This window comes from Halopenitus malekzadehii (genome assembly GCF_900108505.1).
Lineage (GTDB): Archaea > Halobacteriota > Halobacteria > Halobacteriales > Haloferacaceae > Halopenitus > Halopenitus malekzadehii.
In genome coordinates, this window is the sequence record NZ_FNWU01000003.1 from 72,705 (window position 1) to 91,633 (window position 18,929).

Consider the following 18,929-nt stretch of genomic DNA (forward strand, 5'->3'; position numbering starts at 1 on the left):
CGTCAGTGCTCGTCGATCGCGATCGGTTGTCCGTCGGCCGAACGACGCTTCGGAACCGTGAGCTCGAGCACGCCGCGGTCCATCGTCGCCGCCGCCTCCGAGCCGACGCCATCGGGCGGTAACGGGAGATCCACGTCGAGGAACAGCGGACGGTCCTCCCGGAGGTACCGGTAGCCGTCTGGGGTCGTCTTCTCCCGGCGAGCCTCGATGTCGATCCGACCGGACTCGGCGACGACCTCGGTCGTCTCGCTGGTCGCGCCAGGCAGGTCGACGACGAGGACGTAGGCGTCCGCCGACTCGAGGAGGTCAGCGAACACCGCCTCGGGGAGGTCCCGAAGCGCATCGCGGAGCGCGGACATACCCACTGGTACGCGGGGGAGGTCGAAAAAGGGTGTGGTCGCGATCGGCAGACGTTCGAGGGTCACGAGATCGGGTGGATCGGTGGACCCGATGGGATCGACGCGGAGACGGCCTTTTGCCCCCCGAGCGGAAAGGGGGCGTATGGACACGAAGCGACACGAGGCGGGGTTCAAGGACCGAACCCGCGTTTCGGCCGCGCGATCGACGCTGCTGGAGGCCGTTCGGAGCCACGGGCGAACCGAACGGGTCCCGGTGGGTGAGGCCGACGGGCGAACCGTCGCGGAGCCGATCACCGCACCGAGTCCGGTTCCGGGGTACGACCGGGCGGCGATGGACGGCTACGCGGTCCGCGCCAGTGATACCTTCGGGGCAAGCGATCGGTCGCCGGCGGTACTCCGGGAAACGACCGAAACGGTCGGGCGCGAGGAGGCCGCACGCGTCCACACCGGGAGCGATCTCCCGGCGGGCGCCGACGCCGTCGTGATGATCGAGCAGGTCGAGACCGTCGATTCGACCGACGAGATCGAGGCCTTCGACGCTGTCGCTGAGGGGGAAAACGTCGGCGCGGCCGGCGAGGACGTCGCCGAGGGGGCACACCTCTACGACCCCGGTCACCGGCTTCGACCATCCGATCTCGGCCTCCTGAAGTCGGTCGGCCTCGAGTCGGTGCCGGTCGTCGAGCCGCCGCAGGTCGCGGTGATCCCGACCGGCGAGGAGCTCGTGCAGTCGGATCCGGATCCGGGGGAGGTGATCGAGACGAACGGTCTCACGGTCTCCCGGCTCGTCGAGCGGTGGGGCGGTGATGCGCGGTACCACGACGTCGTCACCGACGACGAATCGCTGCTCCGGACGGCGATCGACGACGCGATCGGGGCGGGCGCCGACGTCGTCGTCACGACCGGCGGATCGTCGGTCGGGGAGCGCGACCTCCTGCCGGAGGTGATCGACGATCTCGGCGAGGTACTCGTCCACGGGGTCGCGCTCAAACCCGGCCATCCGGTCTGTCTGGGGGCCGTGTCTGAGACGCCCGTGGTCTCGCTGCCGGGGTATCCCGTGGCCTGCATCGTCAACGCGGTGCAGTTCCTCCGGCCGGCGGTGGCGCGGTCGCTCGGCACAACGGTCGATCCCCATCCGACGCGGCGAGCCCGACTCACCCGCAAGATCGCCAGCGAGCCCGGAACGCGGACGTTCGCTCGGGTCCGCGTCGAGGAGTCGGCCGATGGAGATGGGCAGGAATCGGACGCCGAGAACGGGTCGGCGTCGACGTCACCGGCCGACTCGCTTCCCGAGGCGACGCCGACGCGCGCGAGCGGCTCCGGCGTGCTCTCGAGCGTCGCGCTCGCGGACGGCTGGGTCGTCGTTCCCGAGGACCGCGAGGGGATCGACGCCGGAACCGCCGTCGACGTGGAGTACTGGGAGGTGACCGAATGACGGACCGCAAGGAGTTCCGCGATCTCGCGACGCCGGCGGCCGCCCACGACGCGATCGCGTCGCTCGATCTCGACCCGGGCGTCGAGGCGGTCCCGCTGTCCGACTCGCGGGGGCGGATCCTCGCCGAGCGGATCGACGCGGACCTCGACGTCCCGGGGTTCGACCGCGCCTCGATGGACGGCTACGCGGTCCGCGCCCGCGACACCTTCGGGGCCGACGAGGCAGATCCAGTCGAACTCGAGCGCGTCGGGGCGGTCCACGCCGGGGAGGAGCCGGGCGTGGCCGTCGAGCCCGGAACGTGTGCCGAGGTCTCGACCGGCGCGGTGCTGCCCGAAGGCGCCGACGCAGTCGTGATGGTCGAACGGACCGACGTTATCGGCGGCGAGAACGATGCGAACGACGAAGACACCCGAATCGCGGTCCGGACGTCGGTCGCACCGGGCGACCACGTGATGGTGGCCGGTGCGGACATCGCCGCGGGTGCCAGAGCGCTCGGGCCGGGGACGCAACTGACGCCCCGCGAGATCGGCCTTCTGTCGGCGCTGGGCGTCGAAACCGTTCCGGTTCGACGGCGTCCGCGCGTCGGGATCGTCTCGACGGGCGACGAGCTCGTCCGTCCCGGCGAGACGCTCGACAGCGCTCGGGGGCAGATCTACGACGTGAACTCGACGACGATCGCGGCCGGCGTCGAGGATGCGGGCGGCGAGCCGGTGTTGTACCCACACGCCGGCGACGACTACGACGAGATGGAGCGGTTGCTGCTCAAAGCGGCCGACGAGTGCGACCTGGTCGTCTCCTCGGGGTCGACCTCCGCGAGCGCCGTCGACGTCATCTACCGCGTGATCGAGGACCGCGGTGAGCTGCTGTTACACGGCGTCGCGGTAAAACCCGGCAAGCCGATGCTCGTCGGCCGACTCGAACGATCGTCGGACGCGAGCACGACGACTGACGCCACCACCGCGACGGACGCCGACGACGAGCGACGTGGGGAATCGGCCTACATCGGGCTGCCCGGCTACCCGGTGTCCGCGCTCACCATCTTCCGGACGTTCGTCGCGCCGGCGATCCGCGAGGCCGCCGGCCAGCCCGAACCCCGGACCGCGACGATCGAGGGCGAGATGGCCGTCCGCGAGCGGTACGGGGAGGGGCGGCTCCGCCTGATGCCGGTCGGGCTACTCGAGCGTGACGGGCGTCTCGACCACGGAATGACGGCGGACGGGAGCGGCGACCGTCCGCTCGTCCATCCCGTCGACAAGGGATCGGGCGCGACGACGAGCCTGGTCGAGGCCGACGGCGTGGTGGCCGTCGACCCCGATACGGACTATCTCGAGGCTGGCGAACCGGTCACCGTCCAGCTGTTCTCGCCGGACGTGCGGCCGCCAACGCTGCTCGGCGTCGGCGAGGACGATCCGGCGCTCAACCGGCTGCTCGACCGGATCGATCGGCCGCGATACCTGCCGGTCGGAACCCGAGAGGGACTCCGACGGCTGCGTGACGGACTGCCGGACGTCGCCGTCGCAGCCGGACCGATCGACCGGGACGTCGAGGCCGTCTCGCTCGGCGGCTGGACACGCGAGTGGGGGCTGATCGTGCCCGCGGGAAATCCCGCGGACGTGACGGAACTGGCCGACCTCGTGGACCGGGAGGTACGGTTCGTGAATCGGGGGACGGACTCGGGATTGCGAGCGAGTCTTGACGACGCACTCGAGGACCTCGCGGCGGAGCGAGGGACCGACCGCAGGGAGCTGGCGGACGCGATCGACGGCTACGACCTGACGGTTCGCGCCTTCGAGAGCCCGGCGCGGCGAGTGCTCGCGGGAGAAGCGGACGTCGGCCTCGGACTTCGGACGACGGCGGAGCGGCTCGGAACCGGATTCTGCCCGCTCGGCGTCCAGGACGTTCGGGTGCTCGCGAACGCTGAGCGGACCGATACGGACGGGGTGTGCGCCCTCCGTGAGGCGCTCGACGACGTGCTCGGCGGCGCGGGCGGGGAGACATCGTCCGTTCTCGATGGCCTCGCGGGGTACGACGGCGGAACCGACGGAGAGCTCTAGGCCGCAGGGCGAGGACCGGGAGCGACGGGACCGACGCTCACTCCCGCGGAACGGCGACGACCGGACGATCGGCGTCGGCGAGGATCCGTCGAGCGACGCTGCCGAACAGGGCCTCCTCGACCGGCGATCGGTCGCGCAACGAGATCACGATCTCGTCGGCGCCGAACGACTCGGCGGCGGCACGGACGTCCTCGGCGGGGTCGTTGCCGCGAACGAACTGATGGGTCTCGACGGTCGCGGCCGCGAGCCTGACGGCGACGACGTTGAGTGCCTCCTCGCCGTCCCGGACGTCCCGAGCGCTCGTGTCGTCGCCGCCGAGCAGGGAGTTGACGGCGTGAACGGTGTCGTCGGCATCGACCCGATCGGCCAGATAGTCACAGCTCGCGGCGCTGGCGTGAACCGAGTTCGTGGGACACAGGAAGGTGGTCACGACTCGGATCCGTCGCCGAGCCCGCTTAACCGTTTCCGCGGGTGGGTCCCGGCTCGGCCGCCGTCACTCCTCGGGCAAGTCGTCGGCCGAAGTCGGCACCTCCTCGACCTGGCCGGCCAACGTGGCCGCGTCGCCCGCGACCGTCGACGGGTCGACGCCCGCCTCGTTGGAGACGAGCCGGAGATGGGCGGCAAGCAACGCGAGCGGTTGCAGCGCCTCCTGTTCGCGATCGTCGGCGTGCTGTGAGAAGGTCGTCTCGACCTCGCCGTCCCGAACGACGCCCGCAAAGAGCGCGTCGACGTCCGCATCGAGAAGGTCGCGTGCGTGTTCGACCTCGCGTGCGAACGCATCGTCGTCCGTCGCGGCATCCGTCTCGCCGTCGTCATCGACTCCGTCGCCGGCATCGGGCGTGGGCATACCGATCGGTGGCGGGCGAGAGGACAAAAGGGCGCGGGTCGGGCGGAGCGTGGGCCTGGAGGCTGGCCGATCGGGGCCACCCGAATCGACGTCGACGTCAGTTCGGGCGCGGGCGCGCAATGAACAGCGTCTGGACGATGTTGAACGGGTCGTACACCGACTGGTGACACTGACAGTAGACGCCGTCGGCGGCGTCATAGCGGGAAGACTCCTCGTTCTTTTTGTACCCCGGAACACAGCAGAAATGGGTACAGACGTTGAGCCAGGCGAGGAAGCCGTTCTCCGTCGAGGCGGCAAGCCACTCGTCCTCCTGTGCCGCCTCCTCGATCAGCGGCGATCGAATGACCGTCGCTGTGAGCGTGTCCTCCGCGTCCTGGGACCGCCAGTTCGCGCTTGCAGGTTTGCCCATTCCATCCTGTCCGATGCCGTTACCCCACTCCTCGTAGTCGTCGAAGGAGTCGACGTGGAGCTGTTCGCCGGTTTCGTACTCCTCGCTTTGCCAGTCGTAGCCGCCGGGGGCGGACCGAAAGAGGTTGTCGGACTCGTACTCGGGCTGGATGTTCTCATACCCCTCCATCCCGCAGTACTGGAACCACTCGCCGGAGTAGGTCACGTCGCCCGCCATATCCTCCTGGGCGACGGTGATCTCGACGCCGTTTTGGGTGATCGTCGTCACTTCCGGCCACTTTCCGCGGAGGTAGCCGTCATCGGTGATCTCGATCGGGATCTGGGGCATCCCACGAGGGGCCGGGCCACCGGTGAGCTCGATGGCCATCGCGGTCGTCTGCCCACCGCCCGTCCCGGTGGAACTCGTCAGGGAGTTAACCGTCGCTGATCCCGTCGCGCCGACGCCCGCGAGGGCGCCTCCGCCGACGACGCCTTTCACGAACCGTCGTCGTCCGGACTCGGGTGGGTACTTATCATCCGCGCTCATACGCGAAACCTCGCTCGCGCCGGTGAAAAGCGTGACGAACCGCCCGCCACGTCACCGGCTGTCCTGACACGGCCGTACACGCGCTTTCTGAATACAGTTAAAAGGGTGCGGCCGGTAGCGTCCGTATGTTCGAGGACCGGCCAAATCGCGACGCGGAAGTCGTTCTCGTCGGGCGGTCGAACGTCGGGAAGTCGACGGTGATGCGGGAGCTAACCGGCCACGACGTCTCGACCGGCGGGAAGCCGGGCGTCACGCGCCAACCGAACCACTTCGACTGGACGGCACAGGACTTCATGTTCACCGACCTTCCCGGGTTCGGCTTCATGTCCGGCGTCAAGGACGAGCGGCGAGAGCAGATACAGACCGACATCGTCCACTATCTCGAGGAGTATGCGGACCACATCCTGGCCGGCGTACTCGTGCTGGACGGCAACAGCGCGGTGGAGATCATCGACCGCCACGCGGACCGCGGCGAGGTGCCACACGACGTCGAGATGTTCGGGTTCCTCCGGGAGGTCGGGATCGAGCCGATCGTCGCCGTCAACAAGATGGACAAGGTCGACGACGAGGACGAGCGGCTGAACGCGATCTGTGACCGGCTCGGGGTCTACCCGCCCTGGCAGCAGTGGCAGGGGGAGACGATCGCGCCGATCTGCGCCAAACGGGGCTCGATGGAGCCGCTGTATGAGTGCCTGCGAACCCGGTTTCACGAGGCGAAGCGTGACGACCTCCTCGGGTTCGTGAGCTGAGACCGTCCGTCGATCGTCCGGTCAGTTTCCGCCGCGAACGACGTGTCCGTACTTCAGCAGCGCGACGAACACCCCGCCGCCGACGAGGTTCCCGACGGTCGCCAACGAGAGGAACGCGAGGTAGTCGAGAACGGAGATCGACGGCGACATAAACACGCCGAAGAGGACCTCCACGTTGCCCGCGATCGAGTGCGGGAGATGCAGGATCCCGATGGTCGCGGTCACGATCCAGATGATGAGGATCCGGCTCGTCGTCTCCTGTGCGGCCGTGATCAGCCAGGCGAGCAGCCCCATCAACCATCCGGCGAAGACCCCGGCGACGAACAGCCAGCCGAGGTCGTGCGTGACGAGTTTGAGCGCGATCGCCTCGAAGGCGGCCGGCGTCACCACGCCGAGCCCGGGCATCAAAAGCACCGCGAGCAGGGTGAACAGGAACCCGCCGACGACGTTTCCGACGTACACGAGCCCCCACAACCGAAGCAACCCACGTATCGACGCCTGACCGTCCAGCACCGGAACCACCGCCAGTGTGGTGTGTTCGGTGAACAGCTCGGAGCGACCCAGGATGACGAAGACGAAGCCGACCGAATACGCACTGGCGAGCAGCAACTCGGTGGCGAGATCGCCGAACCCGCCCGCCGAAAGCGTGAGAATTGTCGCCATCAGCAATGGGCCGAAGCCGATGTCGAGCCCCGCCGAGATCCCCGAGAGCAGCAGTCCCGATCGCTCCCGGTTGATTTCGTGCAGACCGCTCTCGATCAGCGAATCGAGGACGTCCCGGGTCGGTTTCTGCTCCATCACGGCCGTGTTGGTTGCGTCGCGGTCGGACACGAGGGAGGCTCTCCCATCTCGGACATCGACCCGCCGGTATGCAAACGTTTCCCCGCGACGATACGGTCGATCACCGATCCCAACCACTATGCCGGTCGACGCCACGGATGAGGTATGTACGCGACGGCACCCGATCTGCTCCGCCTGGCGATCGTGCCGGTCTTCGCGTGGGCTGCGCTCCGCGATATCCGGACGCGGCGACTCCCGAACCGGCTGTGGCCCCCGGTGTATCTCTTCGGCGCGGTGCTGTTGGCGGTCGACCTCCTGATCCGCTGGCCGATCGGCGGCGTCGCCGACCGGCTGTTCCTCGTTCGGGTCGCGATCAGTCTCCTGTTCATCGCGCCGCTTGGCGTCGCGTTCTGGTACGTCGGCGGGTTCGGCGGCGCCGACGCCAAGGCGCTCGTGGCGCTGGCGATCGTCTACCCGACGTTTCCGACGTACGTGCTCCCGATCGCGGGGATCCCGGCGCTGCCGGCGGTCGAGCCGGCGCTCGGCGTGTTCTCCCTGACGATCCTCACGAACACCGTCCTCGTCGGTGCCTGCTACCCGGTCGGACTCGGGATCTACAACGCCCTCCGCGGCCGGCGGTCTCCCGTGATGGTCCTCGCACGACCGGTCGCCATCCACCGACTGCTGGCGGTCCACGGTCGACTCTTCGAGACGCGCGGGGGCTACACCCGGAACGGGCTCGACCTCGACGCGCTCCGGATGTACCTCCGGTGGCGCGGGACGACGCTGACCGCGGTGCGTGAGGACCCCGACCGCTATCGCGACCCGGAAAGCGTGACCGAGACGTACGCGCCGACCGACGGCGCAGCCCATCTCGAACCGGTGACTGACGGTTCCGAGGGATCCGCGACTGGCGACGCCGAGAGACCCGCGGCTGACGCCGAACCGATGGACATCGAACCGCCGGACGACGGATCGGCCGACGATCCGTGGGCGGCCGCCCGGTTTCTCGAGTCGATCGAGGGAACGGCCTACGGCACCGATCCGGAAACGCTGCACGAGGGGCTCGAGACCGTCGCCGACCCCGACCGGGATCGCGTGTGGGTCTCGCCGGGAATGCCGTTCGTCGTCCCGATGTTCCTCGGGATCGTCGTCTCGCTCACCTACGGCGACGTCCTCTTTGCGGTCCTGCGGGCGATCGGGCTGGCGTGAGCGGGCGGCCATCCGTGCCCATCGACGACTCACTCTCCGGTCAAAACCGACTCACTCCCCGGTCCGAATCGCGACGTCGTGTGACCGATCTCCGTCGCGCCAGTGGATCCGGAGCCGCAGCGTCGGCCCCTCCTGCTCGGCGATTTCGGGGTCGGTGACTGCGTGTTCGTAGGTGTGGGTGGCGGTCTCGCCGGCCGGAACCGACAGGCTGACCGCCGCCTCGGGCGCGTAGGCGATGCGCGGCCCGATCCGGTTGATCGCGGCGACGAAGGTCCCGTCGACGTCGCCGACGTTCTCGACGGCGATCGTCGCGGTGACGGTCTCGCCCAGCGTGATCGCGTCCGGCGCGTCGACCGAGACCGCGAAGTCGGTGGGGCCGCGCTCAAGCGCCGCCGTCGTGTCGGCAGCAAGCACGTGAGCACCGGCGGATCCGTCACCGTCACCCTCGCCAGTTCCGTCGTCGGTTCCCCAGACGAGTCGAGCGTCGGAGGCAGCAGGGATCGGGTTCGGAACCGGGACTGCGACCCAGCCGCGCTCGGCCGGATCGGGCTCGGGCCACCCGTACGCCTCGCCGAAGTCGACGAGGGTCCCCGGCGACGGGCCGATCCCGGTCGTCGCCGGGAACGTCTCCGCCGGCGTCTCGAGCGCGAAGGAGTCAGGCGGGGACGACGTCGGGTCTTCGACGGCGACGTCGGCGACCACGTACTGCGACCCGCGGCCGCCATAGACGCCGTAGGAGTCAGGCGAGTCCATCGCGACGAGCTCCGGACGAACGGTCAGGTCGTGCACGGTGACGCCGGTCGCGTCGGATCCGCCGGGCGTGTCGGGTCCATCCGTCGGTTTCCCGTCGTCAGTGCCGGTTGAGGTTCCGGTGACTGAGGGATCGATCCCGTTTCCGCCGCCGTCACTGAGGACGTCACCCAGACAGCCGCCGACGGAGGCGATCGCCGGGAGTGCGATCCCGACGAGCACCCGTCGTCGAGTCGGATCCATACTACCAGTACGAAACCGTCTCCGAAAAGATCACGATTGGAACAAAGGCCCGTTTGAGCCATCTCGACCGCGGATTCCGGGCGAACAGACCGAATGTCGAGCGTGATGAGTCGCCGGATCGACCTCCGGATGGGGCTGCACAACGACTACGTCGTTCGCCGCCAACGGCGTCATATGGATCCGGTCAACCAGGCGGATCTGGAGTGGACCGAACTGGACCGCGAGGACACGACGTTCCGCAGGAAGCAGCTCGGCGAGGCGGCCGGCGGCGCGGATCTCGGCTGTAGCCTCTACGAGCTTCCGGCCGCGGGACGGTCGTGGCCATACCACTACCACACCGCGAACGAGGAGGCGATATACGTGCTCGCGGGAGCCGGAACGCTGCGTCTCGGCGAGGAGACGCATTCGATCGAGGCGGGCGATTACGTCGCCCTCCCGGCCGACGCGTCCGGCGGCCATCGCGTGGTCAACGACGGCGACGATCCCCTTCGATATCTGGTCGTGTCGACGATGCGAGAGCCGGACGTGACGGTGTATCCGGACCGGGACCGGGTCGGCGTGTTCGTGGGATCGCCGCCGGGCGGACGCGACGGACGATCGCTGCACGGATACTACCCGATCGACGGTGACGTCGACTACTGGGAGGACACGACATCCGATGGCGAGTGAGCGAGCCCCCAAAAGGCCTATTCGACCGCTCCGCCTCGATCGGAGTATGAGTGAGGCCGCAGACCGAGACACGGAGGCCGCGGACGGCAGCGACCGAGAATCCGGAGGCCCTGACGCGATGATCGACGTCGACTTCGGCGAGGACGGGCTCGTCCCCGCGATCGCCCAGGACGTCGACTCCGGCGAGGTGTTGATGCTCGCGTACGTCACCGAGGAGGCACTCGACCGGACGCTCGAGACGGGCGAGGCGCACTACTACTCCCGGTCCCGCGAGGAACTGTGGCACAAAGGCGGGACCTCCGGACACACCCAGGACATCGCCGAGGTTCGCGTCGACTGTGACGCCGACACGCTCCTGTATCTCGTCGACCAGACGGGCGGCGCCTGCCACACCGGCCATCGATCGTGTTTCCACCGGACGGTCGAGGGCGAGCACGTCGGCGAGCGCGTCTTCGATCCCGACGAGGTGTACTGACGATGGTCGCCGTCGCGACGCCGAAACCACGGGGGACGATGGCGTGAACGACGCCGTCACGAACGTCGAGCCGGTTGCGGCGGCCGCGACGGCGGCCGCGGAACTGCGCGAACGATACGACGAACGCCGCTCGATCGAGTCGCGGATCGACGAGGTGGGTCGCGACCGCGTCGAGGCCGCCGCGGACGCATATCGACGGGCCGTCCGGGTGCTCGACCGGTACGAGGAGGACGCGACCGGCACCGGCGATTTCGGCTCCTACGTCCGCTTCGAGGGCGAGTTCGAGGCGGCCACCGACGTCGACGACGACGTGCCTGCGGGCGAGGCGTTCGCAGCCGCGAACGAGGCAGTCGACAAGCGGCGTCTCTCTGAGTCCGACTTTGACGCCGCCCGGGAGGCGCTCGAACCGGCCGGCGAGTACGTCTCGCTGCTCGAGGAGCGCGACGAGGCGGTCGACGAATATCGGCGGGCAAGACACGACGCCAGCGAGGCTCGCGACCAACTGGCCGATCACCTGGCGGACCGCGAGGCGGTCGCGGACCGGGACCACGTCGACCTCGACGCGCCGGTCGACCGCATCCGCGAGCCGGTCGAGCGCTACAACGAGGCCATCCAGGACGACTTCGAGGAGTTCCTGAAAACCGAAAGCACGCGCGAGGTCTTCGCCCTGCTCGAGACGGCCGACCGCTATCCGCTCGTCGAGATCGACCAACCGCCCCGGGATCTTCGGGAGTACGCCGCCGACCACGCCGCCGGCGAGGAGCCGCTGCCGACGCTGCTCGAGTACGCCGACTACTCGCAGTCGAAACTGGACCACTACGTCGACGACCCCGGCGCACTCCGGACCGCGGTGGCGGTCCACCGGACCTGGATCGACCGCCTCGACGGCGAACCGTTCACGCTCGCGTGGCCGCCGGCGCCGGCCGAAGAGCTCCGCTACCGGATCAAGGAACTGACCCCGCTCGCTTCGCGGTTCGCGGACGAGGAGACGGTCGCGCTCCTGCGCACGGTCCGCGACCGGACGCGCGAGGACGACTACGAGCGAACACGCGAGGCGGCAGTGACGCGGGCCGAACTCGACGAAATCGACAGGGAGATGCTCGCCTCGGGCGAGATCCACGATCGGGTTGCGGCCGCCCGCGACGTGCTCGATCTGATCGAGACGGTGCTCGCGGAGACCGCAGAGTAGGACGTCGAAACGAGGAGTGAATGGCCGGAGTCGTTACCGTGCGTCCTCGAGCGCCGCAAGCACCCCGTCCGCAAGTTCCTCGGCGCGGTCGGCTGACCGGGCCTCGGCGTAGACGCGGACCTTCGGCTCGGTCCCCGAGGGGCGGACCAGGACCCAGGCGTCGCCGTAATCGAGCCGGTAGCCGTCCGTGGTGTTCGGCTCGGCAGCCGCCTCGCGGACGTACGCTTCGGCGGCACCCAACAGGCGATCGAGTTCGGCGTCGGAGTCGTAGGAGACGTTGTGGCGGACGTTGACGTAGTCGGCGTAGGGGACGACGACCTCGCTGGCGGGGCGGCCGTCCGCGAGCAGTTCGAGGAACCGCGCCGCGATGTAGGCGCCGTCCCGCGAGAGCCGATACTCCGGGAAGAAGACGCCGCCGTTGCCCTCGCCGGCGATCGGGACCCGTTTCCCGGCTGCTTGGAGCTCTCGGACCCGAGTGATGATGTTCGTCGCACCGATGGGCGTCAACTCGAGGTCGGCGCCGACGTCCTCGCACACGTCGACGAGCCGCTGAGAGACGTTGACCGCCGAGACCGCAGCGTCACCCGCCGAGAGAGCATCGGCAGCCAGCGCCGCGAGCGAGGCGTCGCCCTCGATGTACGCACCGGTCTCGTCGACGAAGACGGCCCGATCCGCGTCGCCGTCGTGCGCGATCCCGAGATCGGCGTCGCTCGAGCGGACGAGCCGCTGGAGATCCCCGAGATGTTCCGGAACCGGTTCCGGGAGCCGTCCGGGAAACCGGCCGTCCGGCTGGGCGTTCACGGTGCGGACCGAACAGCCGAGACGACGGTAGATCGCCGGATTGGTCAGCGATCCGGCCCCGTGGCCCGGGTCGACGGCGACGGTGAGGTCGGCATCGGCGATGGCCGCCCGGTCGACGGCATCGACGACGGACTCGACGTAGGCATCGTTCACGCCGTCGATGTGGGTCGTTTGGCCGGCGCCCCGCCAGTCAGCCTCATCGAACTCCTCGCCGAGAACGTGGTTCTCGACGCGCTCAAGGGCGTCGACCTGAAGTTCGACGCCGTCATCCCCGACCAGCTTGATGCCGTTGAACTCCGGCGGGTTGTGGGAGGCGGTCACGAGGACGCACGGAGTCTCCCGGACCGCACAGTACCGGCCGACTGCGGGCGTCGGGACCTCGCCGAGCCGGTCGACGTCACAGCCGACCGCCGCGATCCCGGCCGCGGCGGCGTTACAGAGCAACTCGCCGGTCGTCCGGGTGTCCCGTGCGACCGCGACGCGGTCGGTCTCCCACACCGTGCCCGCCGCCTTCGCCACCCGCAGCGCAAACTCCGGCGACAGGTCGGCGATCGCGACCCCGCGCGTCCCGCTCGAGCCGAACAGCTTCATACCGGGTGCACGGACGCACCGGGGAAAGCGATTCCGAAGCCACCCCACTCGAGGTCCGAAGCCACCCCACTCGAGGGGATAGACGATGGCGATGTCGGGACGTTCATACGACCGCGGCGGCTACGCGAACGTATGACGCTGTCACGACGGGCGTTGCTCTCGAGCGTCGGGACCGCCGGGACCATCGCGGTTGCTGGCTGTCTCGACTTCGCCGCCGGAGAGGGGCCACAGGGACCGTCGGGGGAGATCGACGAGTTGTCGTGTGACGACGACTCCTTCCGGCGACTCGACCAGCGGTTTCCCGAGGACGGGGCGAGCTACGTCTCGGCATACACCGCCGACGACGTCCGGTTCGAGCTCGCGCTCCAGGGGGCCGAGAAGACCTACGGCAGCGATCTCAGAGTGGTGCTCCGCTGTCTCGATCAGGACGTCGACGCCGAGATCGCAAGCGACGAACACATCGCGGTGCAGCGGCGAACGGCGTCCGGGTGGCAGGACGTCCGTGGAACACCCGACGGCAGCGAGGTGACGTATCCGGAGACGACGAAGGTCGTCAACTCCGGCGGGGGATACACGTGGTCGCTTACGCTTCGGGAGGAGGCGGTCGCGGACACGCTGTCGACCGCCGATCTCAAAGTCTGTCCCGCTCTCGGCGCCGGAACGCACCGATTCGTCTACTGGGGACTTCCCGGTGACGTCGCCATCGGCAGGCAGTTCGAGATCATCGGCTAGTCAGCGGTTCGATCGTCGAAGTCGACGGTTCGATCGCCACGACCGGCGTCAGGAACCGCCGACCGCACGAGCACGCTGACGGGCCGCCTCGATCGAGGTGCCCTCACGAAGGAGTGCGTCGACGAACAGCTCGCCGGCCTTGTAGGAGGACCGGACCATCGGCCCCGACGCGCAGTACAGGAAGCCGAACTCTTCCTCGGCAACCCGTCGCCACGTCTCGAAGACGTCGGGATGGACGTACTCGAAGACGTCGAGATGTGACCGGGAGGGCTGGAGGTACTGCCCGAAGGTAACGATGTCGACGTCGATCTCGCGGAGATCCGACAGCGTCCGGTAGACCTCGTGGTCGTACTCGCCGACGCCGAGCATCAGGCTCGTCTTGGTGTGGATGTCCGAGGCTCGGTTCACGCGATCGAGCACCGACAGCGACTGTTCATAGCCCGCGCGGCGGTCACGTACCGGCCACTGGAGCCGTTCGACCGTCTCGACGTTGTGGGCGATCACGTCGGGATCCGCATCGATGATCCGGTCGATCGCGTCGGGGTCGCCCCCGAAATCGGGGATCAACACCTCGACGAGAATTTCGGGATCGCGGTCGTTGATCGCCCGGATCGTCTCCGCGAAGTGTGCCGATCCGCCGTCGGCGAGGTCGTCGCGATCGACGGACGTCAACACGACGTACTCGAGCCCGATCTCGGCGACTGCGTCGGCGACGTTCTCGGGCTCGGTGGGGTCGAGCGGCTCCATCCCACCCGTTTCGACGTCACAGAAGTTGCACCCGCGCGAGCAGCGATCCCCCATCAGCATAAACGTCGCCGTTCCGGGCCCGTCGCGGCCGGACCAACACTCGCCGAGATTCGGACAGTTGGCCTCCTCACAGACCGTATTAAGGTTCCGGTCGCGGAGGGTGGATTTGATCTCGGTGAACCGCGTGCCGGCCGGTGGCTGCGTCTTGAGCCAGTTCGGTTTCCGCCGCCTCGATGCCATACCGGTCATTGGACGCAAGCCGGCAAAAACGTGGGGATCGATCCGTCCAGGGCGGTCGGTTCGCGGCGTTTGGGTTCGGCACGCTTTAGCATCTTCACCGAGTATATGCGTGTATGGAGTGGAGCACCGACTGGGGCCTCAGGGGCAGAATGGCGTTCACGATGTTCCTGCTGTTCGCCCTCTATCTGGCGTTCGTTGGGGTCCTCGTGTCCGTATTCAACGCGGGAATCTTCGTCACCCTCCTGCTACTTGGCGGCTTCTCGCTTGCACAGTACTTTTTCAGCGACAAACTCGCCCTCCGAAGTATGGGCGCCCGAACGGTGGAGCCCGACGAGGCGCCGGAGCTACATCGGTCGATCGAGCGACTGAGCCAGCAGGCGGACCTCCCGAAGCCGACGGTGGCGATCGCCGACACCCAAGTTCCGAACGCGTTCGCGACCGGGCGCAACCAGCAGAACGCGACGGTCTGTGTCACGACGGGACTGTTGAACACCCTCGATCAGGACGAACTCGACGGCGTGCTCGCCCACGAGCTCGCACACGTCAAGAACCGCGACGTGATGGTGATGACCATCGCATCGTTCCTCTCGACCATCGCGTTCTTCATCGTCCGGTGGGGCTGGCTGTTCGCCGGTAACGACCGAAACGCCCCGCCCGTGTGGGTCGCGATCGTGGTGTCCCTGCTCGTCTGGGTCGTCTCCTTCCTGCTCATCCGCGCGCTCTCGCGGTACCGGGAGTTCGCGGCGGACCGCGGCGCGGCCAGCATCACCGGGAATCCGAGCGCGCTCGCGTCAGCGCTGCAGCGGATCAACGGGCGGATGGATCGAGTCCCCAGCGAGGACCTCCGGCAGGAGGCGGAGATGAACGCGTTCTTCATCATCCCGATCCGGTCGGGGCTCATCGGGAAGCTCGCCAGCACGCACCCGCCGATGGAGCGACGTGTCGAGCGGCTCCGCGAGCTCGAGCGCGAGCTGGAAACCGCGTGAGAAAGGCCCTAATCCCTCCGGGCCCTACGCCGGGACAGTAGATGGGACTCTTCGAGACGATCCGGTCCGTGTTCGGCACGAACGCGGAGTCGGACGCCACGCGTGCCGCCGATCCCGAGGACCTGTTCGGGATGTCGACGGCCTATATGACGATGGAGGCTGACCTCGGGTACGACCACGTCGGGGAGGCAGCGCTGTGTTTCTCCGGCGTCGACTCGACGGCGTTCGCCGACGCCGTCGACGACGTGGAGGCCATCCTCGACGCCGGCGAGGCGGAGACGGGGACCGGCTTCCACCAGCACGAGGACGACCACGGCTATCGCTGGTTCGTCCTCGAGGATGACGATCCGGAGGACCTCGTGACGAGCGTCCACTTCGCGGCCGACACGTTCGTGGAGGCGGGATTCGGGTCGCGACTGCTTGCGGCCGTGTTCGGCTTCGAGACGGCTGATCGACGTGCGTACTGGATCTACTCCTTCCGCCGAGGGGCGTATTACCCGTTCGTCCCGACCGGATCCAGCGAGCGTGACGAGCGCGTCGAGTTCAAGCTTCGGTCGGTGCTCGAGTCCGAACTCGACGTCGAGGACGACGAGTCCTACTGGTACCCACTGTGGCCGGACGCGTCCGGCGATCATCCCTGGGAGTGACCCGGATGGGCGAACCAACCGAGAGCCCTGCTGAAGCCGGGACGGCGGAGGACGGCGCAACCGACGATGACGGGATCGGTCGACGGGGAGACTCGCCTCGGGACGACACCCGGTATGGCGGTCGAGACCGCTCCCCGAAGCCGGTGCTTCGATCGATCGCGGTCCAAGCGGCGGTCCTCTCGGCGGCGGCGCATATCCTCTGGGCGTGGCCGCGTTTCGGTACGGACACCGACCCGCGCCCCGCCACGTTCCTCCTGGCGGCGGCGTTCACCGTGCTTATCGCGGTTGCGACGGTTCGAGGCGGAGAGTACCGCCGGCTGTATGCCCTCGGTGCCGGGACGCTGGCGGCGTTTCTCGTCGGCTTCCTCCTGTGGCATCGGACGGCCCCGATCGAGGCGCTGGTCGGCGACCCGTACGCGCTCGTCGGGAAGGCTGCTGAGGGCGTCGGCGTCATCGCGTTCGTCGCGCTGTACCGACTTGCACCGCCGACGGCGGTCGCGCTTGAGCGTCTCCGAGAAGATGCTGAGCGGACAGGACCGGAGGAATGACCGATCCGGACCCGTACCTGACGGTCGCCGAACGGGCACGGGCCGCCTTCGAGGTGCGGGGGTCGGAGTTCATCGGGCACGTCGGGCCGGTATCGTCCGTCGAGGGGGCGGAGACGTTCGTCGACGCGATCCGGACCGAATACGACGACGCGACCCACAACGTCCCGGCGTACCGTGTGCCGGCGACACCACCGGAGGAACGGTCGTCGAATGGGCACGGAGACGCTTCCGTGATGATCCGGGAATACGCGAGCGACGACGGCGAACCGTCCGGATCCGCCGGAAAGCCGGCGCTGAACGTCCTCCAGGGCCGTGATCTCCGCAACGTGGTCGTCGTGATCACGCGCTATTACGGCGGGACGAACCTCGGCGTCGGCGGGCTCGTACGGGCGTACGGACGTGCCACGAAGGAGGCGATCGAGGCGGCCGGCATCCGTGAAGAAGTCCCACACAGGCAACTAACGGTGACGACGTCCTACGACGACTCCGGGACCGTTCGAGGGATCCTGGAGTCGGTGGGCGTGGATTTCGAGGCCAACTACGACGTCGACGTGCGCTTCGCGGTTCGGGTTCCGGTCGTGGACGTCGCGGAGATCGAGGACCGGCTTCGGAGCGCGACCAGCGGACGCGTCTCGATCGATGGGTGATCGACTGCGGCCGAGGACTGATCGAGCTGTTCGGCGGAAATCGATCGGACGAGCCAGCTGGCGCCGGCGCCGGATCGATCCCGAGCGTCGGAATGGCGAACAGGCGATGAAAGCTGGAACCGAACGTGAGGGTGTCGCTCGGCAGAGAACAGAGATCCCACGGCGGACATCGCGCACCCGCCTCGCCGGCCGTGGGACAGGCAGTCAGGACATACGGCGGCTGGAGCGGTATCAGGTATATATCTCCGGACGGATCTCGACTCGAAACGTGGTGTTCAGTCGACGATGATGTCGGAGTTGTTCCCGGCGACGCCGCCGGAATCTGGCTCCATCTCCCGCTGATACCGGTCGATCCACTCGGCGAAGCAGTCGGGGCAGAGCCGCTGGGTGTCGATGTTCGCGCGGTCGACGCTCAGCCGGATCGTTCGGGCGAGCGCGTCCGGCGTCGGGTCCCCGCAGGCGCTACAGGGCTCGTCTGGCTCCGCATCGGTCATACCGGTAGCTCATCGGGCAGTCTCTTAAAATGGATGGGGCGATCGTCGTCCGGAGGCGTACCAGTCCGATCGGAAACGGAATCAGGTCGTGCGGAACGCCCGATCGCCGGCGTCGCCGAGTCCCGGGACGATGAAGCCGTCATCGTCGAGGTGGTCGTCGATGGAGACGGTGAGCAGGTCGGCCTGGGGGGCGGCGTCGCCGACTCGAACGAGGCCATCGGGTGCCGAGACCGCCGACAGGACGAACAGGTTCTCGTAGCCGTCTGCCTCCGAGAGCACGTGGTCGAGGACGGCACACATCGTCGACCCGGTCGCGAGCATCGGGTCGGCGATGATGACCGTGTCGTCCTCGGTGATCTCGGGGAGCTTCACGTAGTCGATCGTGATCGGGAACTCGCCGGCGTCGTTCATCCCGGCGTCCTCGTCGCGCCCCGCGGAGATGACGCCCTGTTTGGCCCGCGGGAACGCCTTGAGCAGGCCCTCGACGAACGGGGTGGCGGCGCGCAGCACGTTGATTATCACGACGTCGTCGAGGCCCTTCACGCGCTCGCCGGTCGTCTCGGCAAGCGGCGTCGTGACGGGGACGAACTCGGTGTCCATCGCGCCGTCGATGATCTCGTAGCCACAGATGCGGCCGAGTTTGACGAGTCCCTTCCGGAAGGCGACCTGTTCGGTCTCGACGTCCCGGAGCCGCGAGAGGGTATCCTTCGCCAGCGCGTGTGTGATCAGGTAGGCGTCGTCGCGGTCTTCGATCGTCATTGTCGGCGATATCGGCCGCCGAATCTTTAAAAACCCGGTTTCGT

Annotated in this window: 22 protein-coding genes; 12 read left to right on the forward strand and 10 right to left on the reverse strand. The window is 68.2% G+C overall.

Features of this window, described 5'->3' with window-relative positions; translation table 11 throughout:
- Positions 1–2: 2 nt before the first annotated feature.
- Positions 3–359 (reverse strand): Hsp20/alpha crystallin family protein, encoded by a 357-nt coding sequence (locus BLW38_RS07600; protein WP_092816601.1) that lies wholly within the window; start codon positions 357–359, stop codon positions 3–5.
- A 142-nt stretch (positions 360–501) separates the two neighbouring features.
- On the opposite strand from BLW38_RS07600, the gene BLW38_RS07605 reads away from it, so the two are divergent.
- Together BLW38_RS07605 and BLW38_RS07610 are read left to right on the forward strand one after the other, a co-directional pair.
- Positions 502–1,791: a molybdopterin molybdotransferase MoeA gene (locus tag BLW38_RS07605; RefSeq protein ID WP_092816603.1), complete on the forward strand. Its 1,290-nt coding sequence runs from the start codon at positions 502–504 to the stop codon at positions 1,789–1,791.
- Positions 1,788–3,845, forward strand: coding sequence for a molybdopterin biosynthesis protein (locus BLW38_RS07610; RefSeq protein ID WP_092816605.1), 2,058 nt, complete (start codon positions 1,788–1,790; stop codon positions 3,843–3,845). Before BLW38_RS07605 ends, BLW38_RS07610 begins: the two co-directional genes overlap by 4 nt.
- Before the next feature lie 37 nt (positions 3,846–3,882).
- Here the strand turns inward: BLW38_RS07610 and BLW38_RS07615 are convergent, their stop codons facing one another.
- From BLW38_RS07615 to BLW38_RS07625, 3 genes are all read right to left on the reverse strand, one after another.
- Positions 3,883–4,275, reverse strand: a complete 393-nt coding sequence (locus BLW38_RS07615) for a universal stress protein (protein WP_092816608.1) — start codon at positions 4,273–4,275, stop codon at positions 3,883–3,885.
- Between the two features lie 63 nt (positions 4,276–4,338).
- Positions 4,339–4,692: a hypothetical protein gene (locus tag BLW38_RS07620; RefSeq protein WP_092816610.1), complete on the reverse strand. Its 354-nt coding sequence runs from the start codon at positions 4,690–4,692 to the stop codon at positions 4,339–4,341.
- A gap of 97 nt (positions 4,693–4,789) precedes the next feature.
- Positions 4,790–5,626: a cytochrome B gene (locus BLW38_RS07625; protein WP_092816612.1), complete on the reverse strand. Its 837-nt coding sequence runs from the start codon at positions 5,624–5,626 to the stop codon at positions 4,790–4,792.
- A 125-nt stretch (positions 5,627–5,751) separates the two neighbouring features.
- Here BLW38_RS07625 and engB point away from each other — a divergent pair, with 125 nt between their 5' ends.
- On the forward strand, positions 5,752–6,375 hold the full coding sequence (gene engB / locus BLW38_RS07630; protein WP_092816614.1) for a GTP-binding protein EngB: 624 nt from the start codon (positions 5,752–5,754) through the stop codon (positions 6,373–6,375).
- A 21-nt stretch (positions 6,376–6,396) separates the two neighbouring features.
- On the opposite strand, the gene BLW38_RS07635 is transcribed toward engB, so the two are convergent.
- Positions 6,397–7,173 carry a formate/nitrite transporter family protein gene (locus BLW38_RS07635; RefSeq protein ID WP_092816849.1) on the reverse strand — a complete coding sequence of 259 codons (777 nt, stop codon included), beginning with the start codon at positions 7,171–7,173 and terminating at the stop codon, positions 6,397–6,399.
- A gap of 147 nt (positions 7,174–7,320) precedes the next feature.
- On the opposite strand from BLW38_RS07635, the gene BLW38_RS07640 reads away from it, so the two are divergent.
- The gene (locus BLW38_RS07640) at positions 7,321–8,367 is read left to right on the forward strand and encodes an A24 family peptidase (protein ID WP_092816616.1); all 1,047 of its coding nucleotides are present in this window, start codon (positions 7,321–7,323) and stop codon (positions 8,365–8,367) included.
- 51 nt (positions 8,368–8,418) lie between these two features.
- On the opposite strand, the gene BLW38_RS07645 is transcribed toward BLW38_RS07640, so the two are convergent.
- The gene (locus tag BLW38_RS07645) at positions 8,419–9,360 is read right to left on the reverse strand and encodes a hypothetical protein (protein WP_092816618.1); all 942 of its coding nucleotides are present in this window, start codon (positions 9,358–9,360) and stop codon (positions 8,419–8,421) included.
- 174 nt (positions 9,361–9,534) lie between these two features.
- On the opposite strand from BLW38_RS07645, the gene BLW38_RS07650 reads away from it, so the two are divergent.
- The 3 genes from BLW38_RS07650 (at position 9,535) to BLW38_RS07660 (ending at position 11,693) form a co-directional block, all read left to right on the forward strand.
- Positions 9,535–10,029 (forward strand): cupin domain-containing protein, encoded by a 495-nt coding sequence (locus BLW38_RS07650; protein WP_092816850.1) that lies wholly within the window; start codon positions 9,535–9,537, stop codon positions 10,027–10,029.
- Between the two features lie 118 nt (positions 10,030–10,147).
- Complete coding sequence (gene hisI, locus BLW38_RS07655) at positions 10,148–10,504, forward strand: phosphoribosyl-AMP cyclohydrolase (RefSeq protein ID WP_092816851.1); 357 nt, start codon at positions 10,148–10,150, stop codon at positions 10,502–10,504.
- Between the two features lie 43 nt (positions 10,505–10,547).
- Positions 10,548–11,693, forward strand: a complete 1,146-nt coding sequence (locus BLW38_RS07660; protein WP_092816620.1) for a DUF7118 family protein — start codon at positions 10,548–10,550, stop codon at positions 11,691–11,693.
- Between the two features lie 33 nt (positions 11,694–11,726).
- Here the strand turns inward: BLW38_RS07660 and glmM are convergent, their stop codons facing one another.
- The gene (gene glmM, locus BLW38_RS07665; RefSeq protein WP_092816622.1) at positions 11,727–13,085 is read right to left on the reverse strand and encodes a phosphoglucosamine mutase; all 1,359 of its coding nucleotides are present in this window, start codon (positions 13,083–13,085) and stop codon (positions 11,727–11,729) included.
- A gap of 132 nt (positions 13,086–13,217) precedes the next feature.
- On the opposite strand from glmM, the gene BLW38_RS07670 reads away from it, so the two are divergent.
- Positions 13,218–13,817: a hypothetical protein gene (locus BLW38_RS07670; protein WP_092816624.1), complete on the forward strand. Its 600-nt coding sequence runs from the start codon at positions 13,218–13,220 to the stop codon at positions 13,815–13,817.
- 48 nt (positions 13,818–13,865) lie between these two features.
- Here BLW38_RS07670 and lipA read toward each other — a convergent pair whose 3' ends face one another.
- Positions 13,866–14,804, reverse strand: a complete 939-nt coding sequence (lipA, locus tag BLW38_RS07675) for a lipoyl synthase (RefSeq protein ID WP_092816626.1) — start codon at positions 14,802–14,804, stop codon at positions 13,866–13,868.
- A gap of 113 nt (positions 14,805–14,917) precedes the next feature.
- Here lipA and htpX point away from each other — a divergent pair, with 113 nt between their 5' ends.
- From htpX to BLW38_RS07695, 4 genes are read left to right on the forward strand one after another with little or no spacing between them, the layout of a single operon-like run.
- A complete protein-coding gene (gene htpX / locus BLW38_RS07680; RefSeq protein WP_092816628.1) occupies positions 14,918–15,790 on the forward strand; it encodes a zinc metalloprotease HtpX in 873 nt (290 codons plus the stop codon).
- Positions 15,791–15,831: 41 nt separating this feature from the next.
- Positions 15,832–16,437: a PspA-associated protein PspAB gene (gene pspAB, locus BLW38_RS07685; RefSeq protein ID WP_092816630.1), complete on the forward strand. Its 606-nt coding sequence runs from the start codon at positions 15,832–15,834 to the stop codon at positions 16,435–16,437.
- A gap of 5 nt (positions 16,438–16,442) precedes the next feature.
- The gene (locus tag BLW38_RS07690) at positions 16,443–16,985 is read left to right on the forward strand and encodes a hypothetical protein (RefSeq protein ID WP_245710099.1); all 543 of its coding nucleotides are present in this window, start codon (positions 16,443–16,445) and stop codon (positions 16,983–16,985) included.
- Positions 16,982–17,632 (forward strand): IMPACT family protein, encoded by a 651-nt coding sequence (locus tag BLW38_RS07695; protein ID WP_092816632.1) that lies wholly within the window; start codon positions 16,982–16,984, stop codon positions 17,630–17,632. The genes BLW38_RS07690 and BLW38_RS07695 overlap by 4 nt, the downstream gene beginning before the upstream one ends.
- A gap of 275 nt (positions 17,633–17,907) precedes the next feature.
- Here the strand turns inward: BLW38_RS07695 and BLW38_RS07700 are convergent, their stop codons facing one another.
- Positions 17,908–18,126, reverse strand: a complete 219-nt coding sequence (locus tag BLW38_RS07700; protein ID WP_092816634.1) for a DUF7569 family protein — start codon at positions 18,124–18,126, stop codon at positions 17,908–17,910.
- Between the two features lie 81 nt (positions 18,127–18,207).
- On the reverse strand, positions 18,208–18,885 hold the full coding sequence (gene upp, locus BLW38_RS07705; protein ID WP_092816853.1) for a uracil phosphoribosyltransferase: 678 nt from the start codon (positions 18,883–18,885) through the stop codon (positions 18,208–18,210).
- Positions 18,886–18,929: the final 44 nt, after the last annotated feature.